This is a genomic window from Rhodococcus sp. NPDC054953, from assembly GCF_053609225.1.
The window spans coordinates 237,796-254,761 of sequence record NZ_JBSGXD010000002.1 but is presented as its reverse complement, the minus strand read 5'-3'; the positions used below and the strand labels follow the sequence as shown (position 1 = coordinate 254,761).

Sequence of the window (16,966 nt, the reverse complement as noted above, 5' to 3'; positions counted from 1 at the left end):
TCCGAGCCGGGGGCGACGCTGACACCGGACGTGACGTCAAGTACGCGGTACAGACTAGCGCGTCCCAGAACACACCCACCGCTACCTGCCCGCGGCCTGCGGCCGGGTCACCCCGGTCGGTCACAATGTCAGGGTGCGGAAACTGATACTCACCGTCGCGTGCCTGCTGGCGCTGGTCGTTGTCGTGGACTTCGGCGCGGCCGCGTACTCGGAGTACCGGGTGTCCCGGAGCCTGCGGGCCGGGGCGGGCCTGAACTCGGACCCCGACGTGACGATCACCGGATTCCCGTTCCTGGCGCAGGTCGCGGACGGCCGCTACCGGCATGTCGAGGTCCGGGCGCGGGGGGTGCCGAGCGCCGAACTCGGGGACGTCTCGATCGAGGCGGACCTGCACGGGGTGCAGATCCCGGCGTCGGACCTGCTCGGCGGTTCGGTGGGTACCGTCCCGGTCGAGCGCCTCGACGGACGGGTCAAGATTGAGGCAACCAGCCTCGGCGCCTACCTGGGCATCCCGGACCTCGAGGTGTCCGCTCCGCCCGCCGATCGATCCGACGGCACCGGCGGGTCGGGCGGGTCCGGCATGAGCACCGGCGGGGGCATCGTGCTCACCGGAACCGTGCCGGTGGGCCCGGTGCGTGCGACCGTCAGCGTGACCGCCGACCTCGTCCTCGACGGCGAGAACGTCACGATCGTCGCCACCGACCTGTACTTCGGCCCGGAGGGGCAGGCCGACTTCACCGTTCCCGCACCGCTCAAGCCCGCCGTACTCGGGCTGTTCACCCGGCAGATCGACGTCGAGAAGCTGCCGTTCGGGGTGCGCCCGACCAAGGTCTACGCGGAGGGATCCCAGGTCGCGATCGAGGGTTCCGGCGACAACGTGGTGATCAACCTGGACGAGATGGTGACCCAGTGACCGGGATCGTGGTGCTGGCGGTCGTGCTGGTCGCGGCGTTGGTGGTCGCGTTGATCCTGCGGTCGCGGTCGGGCACGGTCCGGGCGACCACCCCCGCCGTCGACCCAACCGACACCCGCGCCGCCCTGCTCGCCGCGGTCGGCGTCCCCGCCGCAGGCCCGACCGTCCTGCACTTCTCGGCCGACTGGTGCGGCCCCTGCGCGGCGGTGCGCCGCGTCGTCGCCCAGACCCTCGGCGCGCTCGACGGGCGCCTCGCCCCCGATGCGCCCCGCCCCGTCGACCTCGAACTCGACATCGACGAGCACCCGGCCCTGGCACGTGAACTCGGCGTGCTGTCCCTTCCGACGACGTTCATCCTCGACGGGTCCGGCGAACAGCGGTTCCGGGTGTCAGGGGTGCCGACCGCGGCGGATCTGGAGGCCGCGCTGGTCCCACTGTGCGAACCGAAGGGTTCAGATTCCAGCGAAAACCGGTAAGCTCGCCGACGTGCACACCGCCAAGGAGCTGCTGCTCACCCGACGCCGCGCAGTCGATCTGTGCCGCATCGGCGGTTGTTGCTGTCCCTGCTGTTGATCCGCACGTTCCCCCGGCCCGCCCCCGCCTGAGCGCCGCGAGCCCCCCGATCGGATCGACACTCCCTGCCCTGGACCACACGTCCACGTCGCATGAATGCAGGAGCAACACGATGCCAACCCCCGTCACCACCCCCACCCCGACCGGGTCCGCCGTCGACGCACAGGTCGACGTCCGCGGCCCCCGATTCGCGGCCTGGGTCACCACCGCGGTGCTGGTCGCCGTGCTCGTGGTATCCGCCGTCTCCCCCGTCGCCGCGGGCCTGCTCCTCGCCGCTCAGGCGGCCGTCTTCGCGGTCGGCGCCGCCGTCGGGCCGCGCCGCAGCCCCTACGGCCGACTGTTCGCGCTGGCCGTCGCCCCCCGCCTCGGCCCGGTCACCGAACGCGAACCGGTCGCGCCGCTGAAGTTCGCGCAACTCGTCGGCGGCGTCTTCGCAACGGTCGGGGTCGTCGGGTTCCTCACCGGACTGACGCTGCTCGGCACCTTCGCCACCGGGTTCGCCCTGTTCGCCGCGCTCCTCAATGCCGCCATCGGCTTCTGCCTCGGCTGCCAGATCTACCCCCTGGTCGCCCGGTTCCGCAGGCAGGCCCCGATCGTCTCGTAGCCGCACCGGTCCCGGACCGCGACACGGTCACCCCATCCGTTCCACGCAAGTCACGTACGAAAGGAAACCCATGGCACGCTCCGACGTTCTGGTCTCTGTCGACTGGGCCGAGCAGAACCTCGATGCGCCGAAGACGGTGTTCATCGAGGTCGACGAAGACACCTCGGCCTACGACATCGGCCACATCGAGGGCGCCATCCGCCTCGACTGGCGCAAGGACCTCCAGGACGGGGTCCGTCGCGACTTCCTCGACCGGGAGAAGTTCTCTGCACTGCTGTCCGCCAAGGGCGTCGCCAACGACGACACCGTCATCCTCTACGGCGGCAACAACAACTGGTTCGCGGCCTACGCGTACTGGTACTTCAAGATCTACGGCCACAAGGACGTCAAGCTGATTGACGGCGGCCGCAAGAAGTGGGAGCTCGACGGCCGTCCGCTGTCCAGCGCCGAGGTCGTCCGCCCGGCAACCGACTACAAGGCCGAGGAGGCCGACACCTCGATCCGCGCGTTCCGCGACGAGGTGATCAACGCGATCGGCGCGAAGAACCTGGTCGACGTCCGCTCCCCCGATGAGTTCGCGGGCAAGATCCTCGCGCCTGCGCACCTGCCGCAGGAGCAGGCGCAGCAGCGTGGCCACGTCCCGGGCGCCATCAACATCCCGTGGAGCACCACCGCCAACGAGGACGGCACCTTCAAGTCCGACGCGGACCTCACCAAGCTGTACGCCGACAAGGGCTTCGACGACAGCCGCGAGACAATCGCGTACTGCCGCATCGGCGAGCGCTCGAGCCACACCTGGTTCGTGCTGCAGGAGATCCTCGGCAAGCAGAACGTCAAGAACTACGACGGCAGCTGGGTCGAGTACGGCTCACTCGTCGGCGCACCGATCGAACTGGGAGCGTAGTCAATATGTGTGGAGCACCTGTTCAGGGTCAGACCCTGCCCGCCGGCGTCGACGCGTCGAAGGAAACCGTGATCACCGGCCGCGTGCTCGCCTCGGACGGGCAGCCCGTCGGCGGCGCGTTCGTCCGGCTGCTCGACGGCACCGGTGAATTCACCGCCGAGGTCGTCGCGTCGGGCACCGGCGACTTCCGGTTCTTCGCCGCCCCCGGCACCTGGACCGTCCGCGCCCTGTCGAGCACCGGCAACGGCGACAGCACCATCAGCCCCGAGGCCAACGGTATCCACAACGTGGACATCACCGTCAGCAAGTAGGGACGAATCGTGTCGGCCCCGCACCCCGTCCCCGGGCTGCGGGGCCGACCTCGTTCCGCGGGGCATCCCGCCGTCACCACCCGAATGATGGCGGTCTAAACTGTTCTCGTGGTCATCTTCTTCGAGGTGCTGCTGGTTCTCGCAGCCATTCTGATTACCTGGTTCTCGCTGTACGTCGTGTACCGACTGGTCACCGACAAGCCGTGAGCCGGACCGGCGACGACGCCGACGGCGCCGTCGATCCCCAGGACGAGTCGCCCGCTCCGACGGTACGCCGCGGCAGCGGCGATCAGGCCGTGGCCGACGCGATCGAACGCGCCAAGGACACCGCGGCACTGAACGTACCCACCCTGCCCGGCCTCCCCCTGCCCGAGGACACCGCGAACCTGCGGCTCGGTCCGGACCTGAACGAGGAACTGCTCGCGGTCCTGCCGCTGGTCGGGGTGTGGCGCGGCGAGGGTGAGGGGCACGACCCCGAGACCGGCGACGACTATCCGTTCGGCCAGCAGATCGTCGTCTCGCACGACGGCGGCAACTACCTGCACTGGGAATCCCGGTCGTGGGTGCTGGACTCCGACGGGAACTATGTCCGCCCCGGCCTTCGCGAAAGCGGATACTGGCGGGTCGCAGGCGACGGGATCCCCGGCAGCGTCGACGAGGAGGTCGTCGAGCTGCTCCTGACCCACGCGTCCGGTGTCGTCGAGCTGTACTACGGCACCGCGCTGACCCAGTCCAGCTGGGAACTGGCGACCGACGTCGTGATCCGCAGCAAGCACGGCGCCCTGGTCGGCGGCGCAAAGCGCCTGTACGGCATCGTCGAGGGCGGGGACCTCGCCTACGTCGAGGAACGCATCCTCGCCGACGGTGAACTCAAGCCGCACCTGTCGGCGCGGCTGTCCCGTTACATCGGCTGACGGCGGCTCCCCCGCCACCGTCGAGCTGGCGCCTGATCACCCCGCCGCGCTCCGCGCCCGTGCGCGAATTTCACCCTTGTCGGGGTACACATCACGCACAGTTCCGCGAGCATTCTTATCCACAGCCTTCTGTGGATAACCGGGTCTCGTCGTCGAACCTGTCGGGCCGTCGCGGTGCCCTTGGCCGCATGATCACACCAACGGACGCCTCGCTCCAACGACTCCTCGACACCCAGCACGGCCTCCTGTCGGCCCGGCAGGCCCGCCGCCACGGCTATACCCGCAAACACGTGCAGTACCTCGTCGAATCCGGCCAGTGGTCCAATCCGCTGTTCGGCGTCTACGCGGCAACCACCGGACCACTGACCCGGACGATGACGCTGCAGGCCGCGCTGCTGTTCGGTGGCGACGCCGCTGTCCTCAGCCACGACACCGCCGCCGAGGAGTGGGGCTTTCAGCCGGTCACACCGGATGAACAGGTCCACATCACGGTGCCGTACGGGCGTTCGGCCGTCGGCCAGCTCCCCAGGCAGGTGTCGTGCCCGACGCGCCAACACGAACCGGTGCCCCGGATCGGCGACCAGCTGCATCCAGGGGTCGCGGTGCACCGGTCGCGGGCGTTCAACCACATCGCGGTGGCAACGTGTCCGCCACGGACGTCGCTCGCCGACACCGCACTCGACCTCGCGGTCGCGATGCCGACCGCGCAGCTGGCGTACGGGTCGGTGATCGCCAGCGTCACCAATGCGGGCATCAACCTGGCCCGACTGCAGACACGGATCATCGAGCGAAAGCCGCGACGCTACAACCGGGCCATCGCGGCGGCCTGCGTGATGATCGCGGATGGAATCCAGTCCGTCCTCGAGTTCCACTACGCCCTCGATGTCGAGGACGCGCACGGCCTGCCGCGCGGAACCAGGCAGGGCCCGGTCGTGGTGGACGGAGTGACGCTGTACGAGGACGTCGTGTACCGGTTCGGCCGTGGCGACCTCATCGTCCGGCTCGACGGTCACCGCTGGCACCGGACCCGAACGATCCGGCGTCGGGACCGGAGACGCATCAACGCCGCGACGCTCGCTGGCACCGATCAGCTGGTGTACGGGTGGGACGAGGTTCACGACGAATCCTGTACGGCGGCCGCCGAGGTCCGGGTCATGCTTGAGGAGCACGGATGGCGGGGCGCACATCCGTGCCCGAACTGTGCGCGATCCGTACCCCAGGTGGGGTGAAATTCGCGCACAGGCGCGAAGCGCAGCGGAGCCGCCCCTCGGCACAGGCGCGAAGCGCACAGAACGGCCCCCGAGCCGTGTTCCACGATGGACGCTTGTCGTCGTGGACTCCCGATCGGACGGACCGGGGGCTCGGGGGCCGGGTGGCTGCTGGGATTCGCCCGCCGCGGGCGCGGTTGGGAACCCCCTCGGCGTCGTTGGCTAGCGGACAGCCACCTCACGCGTCCTGTAGTTCTTCAACTTCAGACCACCTCCTTCCTCGTGTACCGCCGAACGTACGCCGCTCCCCCGACCGGGGGCAACGGAATTGTTCGTTGGACGAGCGTCAGCAGGTGGATGGCGCCGGGACTCCGCGGAAGCGGGCGTCGAGCCAGTCCAGGGCCTGCGGGAGGCCGAGGACAGCGGCCGACAGGTGGTCGGGGCTCGGCGTCAGCAATGTCTGCACCGGCACCCCGGCGTCGCAGTAGCGGCGCATCGTGTTCTCGATCGCGTCCACCGGGACGAGGGTGTCGGTGGGGCTGTGCCACTCGAAGATCGGGGTCTTCGGGATCCCGGGGTACAGCTCGAGGCTGTTCTCGTCCATCACCTGCCATGCCACCGGGTCGTCGAGGAAGTTCCGGTTATCGGTCATCTCGTTCGCGGACCGTCCCAACCCCCAGAACATGATCTCGTTGGTGCAGCCGTTCCCGATCATCGACAGCAGCCACCGCCCGGTGTCGTTGAGCTGGTCGGTGACGTTCATCCGCTCCGGGTATTCCCGCTCCAGCCCGAGCGCCGCCGCCATCGCGAGACCGAACGCCGGATGCGGATTGGTCCCCAACGCGGTCGCCATCTTCCCGAGGTTCATCGGCGCGCCGCCCTCGGCGGCGCCGACGATGTTCAGCTCGGGTGCATAGGTCGGGGCGAGCGCGGCCGCCCAGCTGGTCGCCATGCCGCCACCGGAGTAGCCACCGAGTCCGACGGGGCTGTCGGTCACCTGAAGTTCCGGCGTTCGCTGGATCGCCCGGATCCCGTCGAGCGTGATCTGGCCGCCGAGCTTCGCCGCCCCGTACGCCATCCTGGGACCGAGGTGGTCCGGCAGTGCCACCGCCCACCCCCTGGCGAGGGCAATGTTCAGCCCGGGGGCCTCGCGAATCTGGGTCAGCGGGTCGGTGGTGTACAGCTCGGTGGCGATCTTGCACTTGTGCCCGAGCGCGTTGATGATGTGCTGATACGACACCAGTGGACTGTTCGGCTGGTGGTTCGGCGGTTTCAGGAACGTCGTATTGGCCGCGATCGGTTTGCCCTGCGAATCCGTTGTGCGGAACAGTAATTCCCACACCTCGCTGCCGGGGAAATACAGATTGGGCGGCATCTTGCGGATTTTGAGCACATCACCCGGCTGGTGATTCGCGACGTCCGGTGGCGCGGTGAAGAACGGGTCCGGATCCGACGCCGGGTACACCGGAAGGGCGGACGCGGTCACCGCGCCCGTGACTGCGGTGGCCACCGCGAGCACACCGACCGCGATACCGGCGATAGACCTACGAATCCACGTTCCCATCAACAACTCCCGGAGTCGAATGGACGGTTGACCGCGCATACCGACGGATCACTATGCCAGCAGGCCGGACCACCTCAGCGGACCAACATGTCACCGCTTGGTTTCGACCTCGTCGGATTCGGTATCGACTTGGTAACGGCCTCCGTTGACCTCGACGACACGGTCGGCAGAGGTCCCCGGCGGCAGGTGGTGCGTGACCACCACAATGGTGCGATCCGGGTCGACGAGCCCGCCGGCCCGGTCGAGCAGGGCCCGCAGGACGCGCTCACCGGACCTGGCGTCGAGATGCTCGGTCGGTTCGTCGAGGAGCAGGACCCGGGCGGGCGACACCAGCGCCCTGGCAAGCAGGATTCGGCGCCGCTGCCCACCCGAGACCGACCGGCCGCCCGCCTCCAGGGTCGTGTGCAGGCCCCTCGGCAGCGACGCCACCCACTCCCCCAATCCCACCGTGTCGAGCACCGCCGCCGCATCCCCCTCGTCGAGATCACCGCGCGCCACCCGGAGGTTCTCGAGCAGCGAGGTGTCGAACAGGTGGGCGTCCTCGGCGAAGTAGCCGACCTCGCGACGCAGCGCATGCTGGTCGACCCCCGGGAGGTCGGTGCCGTTCGCCTGCACGGTGCCCGCCGCGGGCGGCAGCAGTCCGGCGAGGGTCATCAGCAGGGTGGACTTTCCCGCGCCGGACGGCCCGACGACGGCGGTGCGCGACCCCGGAACCAGGTCCAGGTCGAATGGCCCCGACACCGCGGAACCATCCCAGCCGCACCACAGTTCGGATGCCGTCAGATGCACGGGTGCGCGCAGGTCGACGGTGCCGGACGGGACGTGGTCGCCGGAGCGGTCCAGGAGGTCCATGACCCGAGCGGCCGCAACCCGGCCGCGGGTCAGGGCGATCGCGGCGGCGGGCAGCGTCGAGGTCGCCTCGAAGGCGGACAGCGGCAACAGCACCAGGATGCCGAGGGCCATTGGTGTCATCCCACCCGGGCTGCCGCCGTCGGGACCGTAAGCGACGATGCCGATCAGCAGCGCGCCGAGGACCGTTGCACCGATCGCGAGCGGGGTCGCGGCCGCGGCGAATGCCGACGGTGCCGCCGCCCGGTCCGTGGCCCGGACGGCCTCGGCATCGTATCCGCCAGCGCGCGTCACGACGCCGTCCAGACGCCCAGCGACCCGCAGTTCCGCCGCATGGTCGAGGGCAAGCACCGAGGTCGCCGCGTACCGGGCGGTGGCCTCCGCCCCAGCGGTCTCGGCCATCCGGGAGGCCCGGGCCGACAGCATCGGGGCGAGCACGCCGGACACCAGGAGCGCGACGGCCAGCACCCCGGCCGCGGCCGGCGAGATCAGCGCCAGACCGACCACCGCAGCACCGGACAGCACCAGCGCCACGGCGATCGGAACCAACGCGCGGATCACCACATCACCCAGTGCGTCGATGTCGGATCCGGTGCGCGCCAGCAGATCTCCCCTTCGCAGACCTGCGGGGGCTGCGGGGTCACCGGTTGCGAGCCTGCGGTACAGGTTCGCCCGCGCCGAGACGGTGCCGCGCAGGGCGGCGTCGTGGGTGGCGAGCCGCTCCAGGTAGCGGAACAGCCCGCGCGAGATGCCCAACGCCCGCACCGCGACGACGGCGACGGTCAGATCGAGCACCGGCGGCATCTGCCAGGCCCGGGTGATGAGCCACGCCGACAGTGCGGCGAGCGCCAACGCGCTGCCCAGGGTCGCGACCCCGGCCGCGACGGCGTACAGCACCCGCCGCGGGCTGAGTTCGAGCAGCGGCAGCGCTCGACGCAGGGGGTCCCGGCTCATGCGGGCACCCCGGATTCGACATGCACGACGCTGTCCGCGGCGGCCAGCACGGACTGTCGGTGCCCGACGAGCAGGACGGCGCGGCCCGCCGCGGCGAGGTTCCGGACGGCGGCGAGCACCCGGCGTTCCGACTCCGGGTCGAGATGTGCGGTCGGCTCGTCCAGCAGAATCACCGGACTGTCGGTCACCAGCACCCGGGTCAGGGCCAGCCGCTGTCGCTGCCCGAGGGACAGGCCCAGACCTCCGACGCCGACCATGGTGTTCCAGCCGTCGGGCAGTGTGCGCAGAACCGCGTCGAATCCTGTCTCGGCGCAGGCTCTTTCGAGCCGTGCGGGGTCGACGGTCACGGGTCCGGTGAGCTCAAGGTTCTCGCGGAGGGTGCCCGGGATCAACACCGGATGCTGGGGAAGCCACGCCACCGAACGCCACCACGCGTCCGGGTTCAGGTCGCGCACATCGGTACCGCCGACCAGCACCCGCCCCTCGTCGGGTCGGGACAGCCCGAGGATCGCGTGCAGCACAGTCGACTTGCCTGCACCGTTCGGTCCGGTCACGCCGGTGACCCGGCCGGGGGCGATCACCAGGTCGACCGCTCGTGGCGCCCAGCCGGACCGACTGCGCATCCCGACGCCGTGCAGCGTGACCGGGCCGGACGGTACCGCCGACGTTCCGCCAACGCCCTCAGTCCGATCGTCGAGCACCCCGAATGCCTTGTCCGCGGCGGCCATCCCGTCCTCGGCCGCATGGAACTGCGCACCGACCGTGCGCAACGGCAGGTAGACCTCCGGCGCGAGGACGAGGGCGATCACCCCGGCCCGCAGGGCCATGTCGCCGTACACCAGGCGCAGGCCGATGCTGACGGCGATCAGGGCAACGCTGAGGGTCGCCAGCAGTTCGAGCACCATCGACGACAGGAACGCGATCCGCAGCGATGCCATCGCGGTGCGCCGGTGCTCGTCACCGAGTTCGCGCACCCGCGCCGCCGGACCGCGTTCACCCGCCTCGTCCGCGGTGCCGACCTCCCTGCCCAGCGCGCGCAGCGTCGGTAGTCCAGCGATCAGGTCGAGCAGTTGCGCGGACAGGGTGGTCATCGTCCGCAGCGCCGCCGCCGCCTTCCCCTTGGTGAGCAGGCCGATCAGGATCATGAAGATCGGGATCAGTGGCAGGGTGATCACCACGACCACCGCGGACGTCAGGTCGGTGAACAGGATGACCAGCAGGGTCAGCGGGGTGACCGTGACGGCGAGCAGCAACGCGGGCAGGTAGCCCGTCAGATACGCTCGCAGGCCCTCGATTCCGCGGGTGAGGACCGTTGCGGTGGCATCCCGTCGCGGGTCGAGGTCACGCGGGGGCAGGGTGGTCGCGGCGGCGAGGACCTCGCCGCGCAGTTCCCCGATCACCCGTGACGCGGACCGGTGCGCGTATCGGGCCTGCAGCCAGGTCGCCACCGCCCGCACCGCGACCGCGACGGCGAGGACCGCCAGTTCCCCGGCCCAGTGCCCGACGGTGCGGGCATCGGGATCGGTGATCACGCCGGCGAGCACGGTGCCGATCATGATCGCCGACACGATGACGGTGGCCGCAATCACCACCGAGAACGCAACGGAGAGGACGAGATATCCACGCGCCGAACGCGAATAGCGCCAGAGTCGGGGGTCGACGGGACCGCGCCTGCCGGTGTCCGCTGCAGGCGCGGCCGGTGCGTCGCCGATCATCGGGTCCTGATCGGCAGACCGATCGAGGGCGGAATGTGCTTGGTGGAGATCCGCTGCCGGAACACCCAGTACGTCCAGCCCTGGTAGATCAGGACCACGGGGGTCATGATCGCCGCCGCCCACGTCATCACCTTCAGCGTGTACGGACTCGACGAGGCATTGTGGATCGTCAGGCTGTACGCATCGGAGATCGTCGACGGCATCACGTTCGGGTACAGCGACGCGAATAGCAGGACCACCGTTGCGATCACGGCGATGGTGGTAAGCACGAAGGCCCACCCCTCCCGCACCGCCGCGGTCAGCGCGACCACCCCGAGCAGTGCCGCGGCCGCGATCCCGACCAGGATCCAGGTCCAGCCCTTCCCGTAGGCGAGTTGGGTCCACAGCACGAACGCGCCAGCGACAACGACCGCCGGAATCGACAGTCGGGACGCAAGTTTGACGGCGTCCTCGTGTACCTCGTCGGCGGTCTTCAGTGCGATGAACACGGCACCGTGCAGCGCGAACACCAGCGCCGTTGTTGCCCCGCCGAGCAGCGCGTACGGGTTGAGCAGGTCGAAGAAGCCCGACACCACCTGTCGATTCTCATCGATCGCCACCCCCCGGACGATGTTCGCGAAGGCGACGCCCCACAGCACGGCAGGCACCCAGGAGCCGAGGATGATGCCCCAGTCCCAGCGTGACCGCCACGTTGCGTCGTCGATCTTCCCGCGGTACTCGATCGCGCAGACCCGCACAATCAGCGCGACCAGGATGAGCAGCAGTGGCAGGTAGAAGCCGGAGAACAGGGTCGCGTACCACTCGGGGAAGGCCGCGAACATGGCGCCGCCTGCGGTGAGTAGCCACACCTCGTTGCCGTCCCAGACGGGCCCGATCGTGTTGAGAACGGCCCGTCGACGGGTGTCGTTGTCGGCGGACCCGTTCTTGCTGCGCCCGAGCACCGGCATCAGCATCCCGACGCCGAAGTCGAAGCCCTCCAACACGAAGTACCCCACGAACAGCACCGCGATCAGGATGAACCAGAGTTCCTGAAGTCCCATCTCGTCCTCCTAGTACGCGAACGACAGCTGCTTGGGCTCACCGGAGTCGTCCGGCTCGTCGGGGCCCTCGCCCGGCGGGTGCGCGTCGTGCGGCAGCGGCCCCTCGATGGTGTAGCGGCGGATCAGCCAGAACCACACGACGCCCAGTGCCGCGTAGAGCAGGGTGAAAACGATCAGCGACGTCCACACCGTGGCCACCGAGTGATTGGAGACGCCCTGATCGACGGTCAGCCGAATCATGTCCACCCCGGTGGGATTCGGGTGCACGACCCACGGCTGACGACCCATCTCGGTGAAGATCCAGCCCGCGCTGTTCGCGAGGAACGGGGTCGGGATCGCGATCAGGCTGAGCAACGAGTACCACCGCTGGTCCGGCACGCGGCCGCCCCGGGTGACCCACAGCCCGGCCAGTGCCAGCGCGGCGGATCCGGCGGCGAGGCCGATCATCGCGCGGAACGACCAGTAGGTGACGAACAGGTTGGGACGGTAGTTGCCCGGGCCGAACTGCTCCTCGTACTGCACCTGCAGGTCCTCGACGCCCTGCAGGGTGACGCCGGAGAAGCTTCCCTCGGCGAGATAGCCGAGCACGTACGGCACCTCGATGACCCTGGTGACACTGTCACAGTTGTTCTGGGTGCCGATGGTGAGGATCGAGAAGCTGGGGTCGGTCTCGGTGTGGCACAGCGACTCCGCGGACGCCATCTTCATCGGCTGCTGCTCGAACATCAGCTTGGCCTGGATGTCTCCGGTGACGATCAGGCCGACGCCAGCGATGATCATCACCCACAGCCCGAGCCGGGCGGCTGGGCGGAACATGGTCCGCGCCTCGGACTCCATGCGCTCGGCCTCGGCGGGTGCGGCTGCCTTGGCTCGCCGCATGTTTCGGACCATCCACCAGCCGGCGATGCCCGCGACGAAGGTTGCGGCGGTGAGCAGGGCCCCCGCGATCACGTGTGGGAACGCGGCCAGCGCGGTGTTGTTCGTCAGGAGTGTCCAGATGCTGGTCAGTTCCGCGCGGCCGGTGTCCTCGTTGTAGATCGCGCCGACCGGATGCTGCATGAACGAGTTCGCCGAGATGATGAAGTAGGCGGATGCGTTGACGCCGATCGCGACGAGCCAAATACAGCCCAGGTGAATGAGTTTCGGCAATCGACCCCAGCCGAAGATCCACAGACCGAGGAAGGTCGACTCAAGGAAGAAGGCCACCAGGCCCTCCAGGGCGAGCGGGGCACCGAACACGTCACCGACGAAGCGGGAGTATTCGCTCCAGTTCATGCCGAACTGGAACTCTTGCACGATGCCGGTGGCGACGCCCAGCGCGAAGTTGATCAGGAAGAGCTTGCCGAAGAACTTCGTCAGCCGGTACCAGTGGTCCTTCTTGGTGACCACCCACATCGTCTGCATGATCGCGATCAGGGGGGCGAGACCGATGGTGAGCGGGACGAGGATGAAGTGATAGACCGTCGTGATGCCGAATTGCCAGCGCGAGACGTCCAGTGCATCCATGGCTACTCCCTGTGCAGGGCCCGTGGGACAGGCGTGCCGGGACGTCCGACGTGGGCTAACGCCTGAAGTCCCGGTTCAAAAGGTAACCCCCACAGCGTCACGCCGCAGGCCTTCATCTACGACGGACAGTAGTAGATGAAGGCCGGTTCGCCCACCCGCCGCACCCAACCGTGCCGGGAGTCACACCGCGATCAGGCGGCGTCTTCCTCAACACCGACGGTGTCGACCGCGAGATCGACCAGGCCGGACAGTTCGTCGGCGATCTCCGGGACGGGCAACGCCAACCCGTCGAGGGTGTGCACCCGTGCTGCCAGGGTGACGCTGGACAGCAGCCAGATCCCGTCCGCGGCAATGAGGTCGGCGGGTCGCAGCGGCGCCGTCTCGCACCGGAACCGGTGCGCGCCTGCCACCTCGAACAGCGCCTGCTGCGTCGTGCCCGGCAGAATCCCGTGTTCGACCGGCGGCGTCACCAGGGTCCGTCCCCGCGAGATCAGCACGGTCGACCGCGGACCCTCGAGCACCAAACCCTCACTGCTGGTGAAGATCACATCGTCGACACCGAGTCCGTGCGCGTGTCGCAGTGCGGCCATGTTCATCGCGTAGGACAGCGTCTTCGCCCCGTGCAGCAGCCACGGCGCCGTCTCGGTGACGTCCACCGAGAATCCCCGCTCCAGCGTGCACACCGAGATCCCGTCGCGCCGGGCGGCAGCAACCCGGCCGGCGACCGGGCCGACGGTGAGGAACGCCGTCGGCTCGCCCGCGCCCTCACGGCCCCTGCTGAGCACCAGCCGCAGCACGCCCTCGCGGCCGGAGTCCCATTCGCCGACCGCGACCGCGATCGCCGACCGCCACGCATCCAGGTCGGGCCGCGGCAGGTCCAGCGCCGACGCCGAGGTCGTCAACCGCGCCAGGTGCAGCTCGACCGTGCGGGCCGCGCCGTCGCGGACCAGCAGGGTCTCGAAGACGCCGTCACCCCGCACCGCGGCGAGGTCGTCGGCGTGCAGGAACGGGACGTCCGCGTCATGCACCGCGCCGTCCAAGGTCACCAGCACCTGATCAGCCATGCCCCCACCCTACGGCGGCGGACCGCACCGAACCGGCTCCTACACTGGAACCGTGTCCGAGTCCGTGCGCGCAACCCCCAGTCCGCTGCTCACCACGCCCGGGGCCGTTCCCAGCCCCGCCGATGCCCCCGACGCGGGCGTCGCCTGGCACTACGGCGACCCGCTCCGCGAGCAACGCAGCGCCGAACGCGCCGCCGCCATCGTGGACCGCTCGAACCGCGTCGTCCTCTCCATCACCGGAGCCGAACGGCTGAGCTGGCTGCACACCATCTCCAGCCAGCACATTGCGAACCTGGCCGACGGCGCGGGTGCCGAGAACCTCAGCCTCGACATCAACGGGCGCGTCGAACACCACTTCGTCCTCACCGACCTCGCCGACGTCACCTGGGTGGACACCGAACCCGGCCGCGGCGCCGACCTGCTCGACTTCCTGCAGAAGATGGTGTTCTGGGCGAAGGCCGAACCGACGCCCGCCCCCGACATGGCCGTGCTCGGCCTGCTCGGCCCCGACGTCCGACGCCCCGCACTGCTGTCCGCGTTGGGCATTCCGGAACTGCCCGGCATGTACCACGCGGTCGCGCTGCCCGGCGGCGGGTTCCTGCGCACGATGCCCTGGCCCGGCGAGCACGCGTGGGACCTGGTTGTCCCCCGCGAGCGGCTGGCGCACTGGTGGGCAACCCTCACCGAGGCGGGTGCGGCACCGGCGGGCACCTGGGCGTTCGAGGCGCTGCGGGTCGCGGCGCAGCGCCCGCGTCTCGGAATCGACACCGACGAACGCACCATCCCGCACGAGGTCGGCTGGATCGGCGGGATCACCGAGCACGGCGCCGTGCACCTCGACAAGGGCTGTTATCGCGGCCAGGAGACGGTCGCGCGGGTGCACAACCTGGGGAAGCCGCCACGCCACCTGGTGCTGCTGCACCTCGACGGGTCGGCCGACACTCGCCCGACACCGGGCGAGGACGTCACCGCGGGCGGCCGCACCGTCGGCCGCCTCGGCACGGTGGTCGACCACCACGAACTCGGGCCGATCGCGCTGGCGCTGGTCAAGCGGTCCGTCCCCGTCGACACGCCGCTCGCCGCTGGCGGTGCGGCCGCCGCGATCGACCCGGACTCGGTGCCCCGGCACGACGAGTACCAGGCGGGCCGGGCCGCCGTCGACCGGTTGCGCGGCCGGTGAGCGGGCCAGGCACGGTCGCCGCCGTCTGCGTCGTCCACACCGAACGGGACAGCGGCACCCGCCGGGTGCCGCGGACCGCGATCGACAAGCGGCCGGTCACCGGCCCGGTCGAGGTCGGCGCGCAGGGCCTGGCCGGCGATCACGTGTGCGACACCGAGCACCACGGGGGCGTGTTCAAGGCGGTCTACGCCTACCTGGACGCGGAGGCCGTGCGCTGGGAGGCCGACCTCGGACGGGATCTGCCCGCCGGCTGGTTCGGGGAGAATCTGCGGGTGCGTGGGGTCGCGACGAGCGACGCCGTGATCGGCGCCCGGTGGCGGGTCGGTGCCACCCTCGAACTGGAGATCACCGGGCCGAGGACACCGTGCGGCACGTTCGGCGTGTGGGCGGCCGAACCGGGCTGGGTCAAGCGCTTCGCCGAACGCGGCGACACCGGCGCCTACCTGAAGGTGCTCACCCCCGGACCGGTCGCGGCGGGCGACCTGATCACGGTCACGCACGTGCCGGAGCACGGAGTGACCGTGCGCGACCTGTTCACCGGGCGCGACCCCGATGGCCTCGCCGAGTTGCTCGCGCGCCAACCGGGACTGTCGCCTAGTGTCGAGGACAAGGCACGCAGACGCATCGCCGGGCTGAAGGTGCGGGTGGAGTATTGAGCGTCGAACTGGTCGAGGTGGTCCGGTCGGGCTTCCGCGAGTGCGTGCACCGCGGATCCCTGGTCGTGCTCGACCCGGCAGGCGCGACCCGCCTCGCGCTCGGCGAGGTGAACACCCCGATCTATCCCCGCTCATCGAACAAGCCACTGCAGGCGGTCGCGCTGCTCCGCAACGGATTCGCCCCAGCGGACCCCAGGGAGCTCGCGATCGCCACCGCCTCCCACGAGGGCGAACCCGAGCACGTCGCGGTGGTGCTCAACCTGCTCCGGCGCCGGAACCTGTCCGAGCACGACCTGCTGTGCCCACCGGACCTGCCCGCGAACGAGGCGGCCCGCGCGCGGGTCCTCACCTCCGGCGGGCACGCCCGCCGGGTCTTCATGAACTGCTCCGGCAAGCACGCCGCGATGCTCGCGGTGTGCGCGGAACGGGGCTGGCCGCTCGACACCTACACCGACCCGTCGCATCCGCTGCAGCACGAGATCCTCGCGACGATCGCGGAACTCTCCGGGGAGGACGACGAGAGCGAGGTCGGCATCGACGGCTGCGGCCTGCCGATCGTCCCGCTGTCGCTGACCGCGCTGGCTCGGGCGTTCACCACGCTGATCACCGCGGCGCCGGGCAGCCCGGAGCGGGCGGTCGCCGATGCGGCCCGGGACCAACCGTGGCTGCTGTCCGGCACCGGCAGGGACGACGCGGTGTTGATGTCCACCGTCCCCGGTCTGCTGTGCAAGGCGGGTGCGGACGGGGTGCATGCGGGCGCACTGCCGGACGGCACCGCGTTCGCCTTCAAGATCGACGACGGCCACGAGCGGGCCCGGCTGCCCCTGACCGCCGCGCTGCTGCACCGGATCGGCGTCGAGCGGAGCGAGGAGCTCGCCGATCTCGCGTCCCGGCCGGTGCTCGGCGGCGGCGTCCGCGTCGGCACGATCCGGGCCGTTCCCGACGCGATGAGATGAACAAGACACCCCACCTGTGCAGGGGAAGGAGCGCCAGATCCATTCGCACGCTAGA

At 69.9% G+C, this 16,966-nt stretch carries 16 protein-coding genes; 10 read left to right on the top strand and 6 right to left on the bottom strand.

What is annotated here, in order from left to right; genetic code table 11:
- Positions 1-133 precede the first annotated feature (133 nt).
- From ACWF62_RS02845 to ACWF62_RS02815, 7 genes are all read left to right on the top strand, one after another.
- Complete coding sequence (locus ACWF62_RS02845) at positions 134-913, top strand: LmeA family phospholipid-binding protein (protein WP_378509072.1); 780 nt, start codon at positions 134-136, stop codon at positions 911-913.
- Entirely contained in the window at positions 910-1,389 is a 480-nt protein-coding gene (locus ACWF62_RS02840) for a thioredoxin family protein (protein ID WP_378570145.1), read from the top strand. Before ACWF62_RS02845 ends, ACWF62_RS02840 begins: the two co-directional genes overlap by 4 nt.
- A 209-nt stretch (positions 1,390-1,598) precedes the next feature.
- Positions 1,599-2,090 carry a DUF4395 domain-containing protein gene (locus tag ACWF62_RS02835; RefSeq protein WP_452629360.1) on the top strand — a complete coding sequence of 164 codons (492 nt, stop codon included), beginning with the start codon at positions 1,599-1,601 and terminating at the stop codon, positions 2,088-2,090.
- 70 nt (positions 2,091-2,160) lie between these two features.
- Entirely contained in the window at positions 2,161-2,994 is an 834-nt protein-coding gene (locus tag ACWF62_RS02830) for a sulfurtransferase (RefSeq protein ID WP_378509075.1), read from the top strand.
- A gap of 5 nt (positions 2,995-2,999) precedes the next feature.
- Positions 3,000-3,305: a DUF1416 domain-containing protein gene (locus ACWF62_RS02825; RefSeq protein WP_378509076.1), complete on the top strand. Its 306-nt coding sequence runs from the start codon at positions 3,000-3,002 to the stop codon at positions 3,303-3,305.
- Positions 3,306-3,508: 203 nt separating this feature from the next.
- Positions 3,509-4,219: an FABP family protein gene (locus ACWF62_RS02820; protein WP_378509077.1), complete on the top strand. Its 711-nt coding sequence runs from the start codon at positions 3,509-3,511 to the stop codon at positions 4,217-4,219.
- Positions 4,220-4,407: 188 nt separating this feature from the next.
- The gene (locus ACWF62_RS02815) at positions 4,408-5,448 is read left to right on the top strand and encodes a hypothetical protein (protein ID WP_378570143.1); all 1,041 of its coding nucleotides are present in this window, start codon (positions 4,408-4,410) and stop codon (positions 5,446-5,448) included.
- Between the two features lie 325 nt (positions 5,449-5,773).
- On the opposite strand, the gene ACWF62_RS02810 is transcribed toward ACWF62_RS02815, so the two are convergent.
- The 6 genes from ACWF62_RS02810 to ACWF62_RS02785 form a co-directional block, all read right to left on the bottom strand.
- Positions 5,774-6,991 carry a lipase family protein gene (locus ACWF62_RS02810; RefSeq protein WP_378570142.1) on the bottom strand — a complete coding sequence of 406 codons (1,218 nt, stop codon included), beginning with the start codon at positions 6,989-6,991 and terminating at the stop codon, positions 5,774-5,776.
- Between the two features lie 90 nt (positions 6,992-7,081).
- Positions 7,082-8,794 (bottom strand): thiol reductant ABC exporter subunit CydC, encoded by a 1,713-nt coding sequence (gene cydC, locus ACWF62_RS02805; RefSeq protein WP_452629359.1) that lies wholly within the window; start codon positions 8,792-8,794, stop codon positions 7,082-7,084.
- Positions 8,791-10,509 (bottom strand): thiol reductant ABC exporter subunit CydD, encoded by a 1,719-nt coding sequence (gene cydD, locus ACWF62_RS02800; protein WP_378570140.1) that lies wholly within the window; start codon positions 10,507-10,509, stop codon positions 8,791-8,793. The genes cydC and cydD overlap by 4 nt, the downstream gene beginning before the upstream one ends.
- Positions 10,506-11,549 carry a cytochrome d ubiquinol oxidase subunit II gene (gene cydB, locus ACWF62_RS02795; protein ID WP_378509082.1) on the bottom strand — a complete coding sequence of 348 codons (1,044 nt, stop codon included), beginning with the start codon at positions 11,547-11,549 and terminating at the stop codon, positions 10,506-10,508. The genes cydD and cydB overlap by 4 nt, the downstream gene beginning before the upstream one ends.
- A 9-nt stretch (positions 11,550-11,558) precedes the next feature.
- Positions 11,559-13,055 carry a cytochrome ubiquinol oxidase subunit I gene (locus tag ACWF62_RS02790; protein WP_378570138.1) on the bottom strand — a complete coding sequence of 499 codons (1,497 nt, stop codon included), beginning with the start codon at positions 13,053-13,055 and terminating at the stop codon, positions 11,559-11,561.
- A 191-nt stretch (positions 13,056-13,246) separates the two neighbouring features.
- The gene (locus ACWF62_RS02785; protein ID WP_378570137.1) at positions 13,247-14,119 is read right to left on the bottom strand and encodes an aminodeoxychorismate lyase; all 873 of its coding nucleotides are present in this window, start codon (positions 14,117-14,119) and stop codon (positions 13,247-13,249) included.
- Positions 14,120-14,171: 52 nt separating this feature from the next.
- Between ACWF62_RS02785 and ygfZ the strand changes: the two genes are divergently transcribed.
- The 3 genes from ygfZ to ACWF62_RS02770 are packed head-to-tail and all read left to right on the top strand — an operon-like array spanning position 14,172 to position 16,911.
- On the top strand, positions 14,172-15,299 hold the full coding sequence (ygfZ, locus tag ACWF62_RS02780; protein WP_452629358.1) for a CAF17-like 4Fe-4S cluster assembly/insertion protein YgfZ: 1,128 nt from the start codon (positions 14,172-14,174) through the stop codon (positions 15,297-15,299).
- Positions 15,296-15,955: an MOSC domain-containing protein gene (locus tag ACWF62_RS02775; RefSeq protein ID WP_452629357.1), complete on the top strand. Its 660-nt coding sequence runs from the start codon at positions 15,296-15,298 to the stop codon at positions 15,953-15,955. Before ygfZ ends, ACWF62_RS02775 begins: the two co-directional genes overlap by 4 nt.
- Positions 15,952-16,911 (top strand): asparaginase, encoded by a 960-nt coding sequence (locus ACWF62_RS02770; RefSeq protein WP_452629356.1) that lies wholly within the window; start codon positions 15,952-15,954, stop codon positions 16,909-16,911. Before ACWF62_RS02775 ends, ACWF62_RS02770 begins: the two co-directional genes overlap by 4 nt.
- The last annotated feature ends 55 nt before the right edge of the window (positions 16,912-16,966 follow it).

Coding starts and splice junctions, on each gene's coding strand:
- ACWF62_RS02825 (WP_378509076.1), top strand. CDS start 3,000: ATGTGTGGAGCACCTGTTCAGGGTCAGACCCTGCCCGCCGGCGTCGAC.
- ACWF62_RS02830 (WP_378509075.1), top strand. CDS start 2,161: ATGGCACGCTCCGACGTTCTGGTCTCTGTCGACTGGGCCGAGCAGAAC.
- cydC (WP_452629359.1), bottom strand. CDS start 8,794: ATGAGCCGGGACCCCCTGCGTCGAGCGCTGCCGCTGCTCGAACTCAGC.
- ACWF62_RS02810 (WP_378570142.1), bottom strand. CDS start 6,991: ATGGGAACGTGGATTCGTAGGTCTATCGCCGGTATCGCGGTCGGTGTG.
- ACWF62_RS02835 (WP_452629360.1), top strand. CDS start 1,599: ATGCCAACCCCCGTCACCACCCCCACCCCGACCGGGTCCGCCGTCGAC.
- ACWF62_RS02815 (WP_378570143.1), top strand. CDS start 4,408: ATGATCACACCAACGGACGCCTCGCTCCAACGACTCCTCGACACCCAG.
- cydB (WP_378509082.1), bottom strand. CDS start 11,549: ATGGGACTTCAGGAACTCTGGTTCATCCTGATCGCGGTGCTGTTCGTG.
- ACWF62_RS02790 (WP_378570138.1), bottom strand. CDS start 13,055: ATGGATGCACTGGACGTCTCGCGCTGGCAATTCGGCATCACGACGGTC.
- cydD (WP_378570140.1), bottom strand. CDS start 10,509: ATGATCGGCGACGCACCGGCCGCGCCTGCAGCGGACACCGGCAGGCGC.
- ACWF62_RS02785 (WP_378570137.1), bottom strand. CDS start 14,119: ATGGCTGATCAGGTGCTGGTGACCTTGGACGGCGCGGTGCATGACGCG.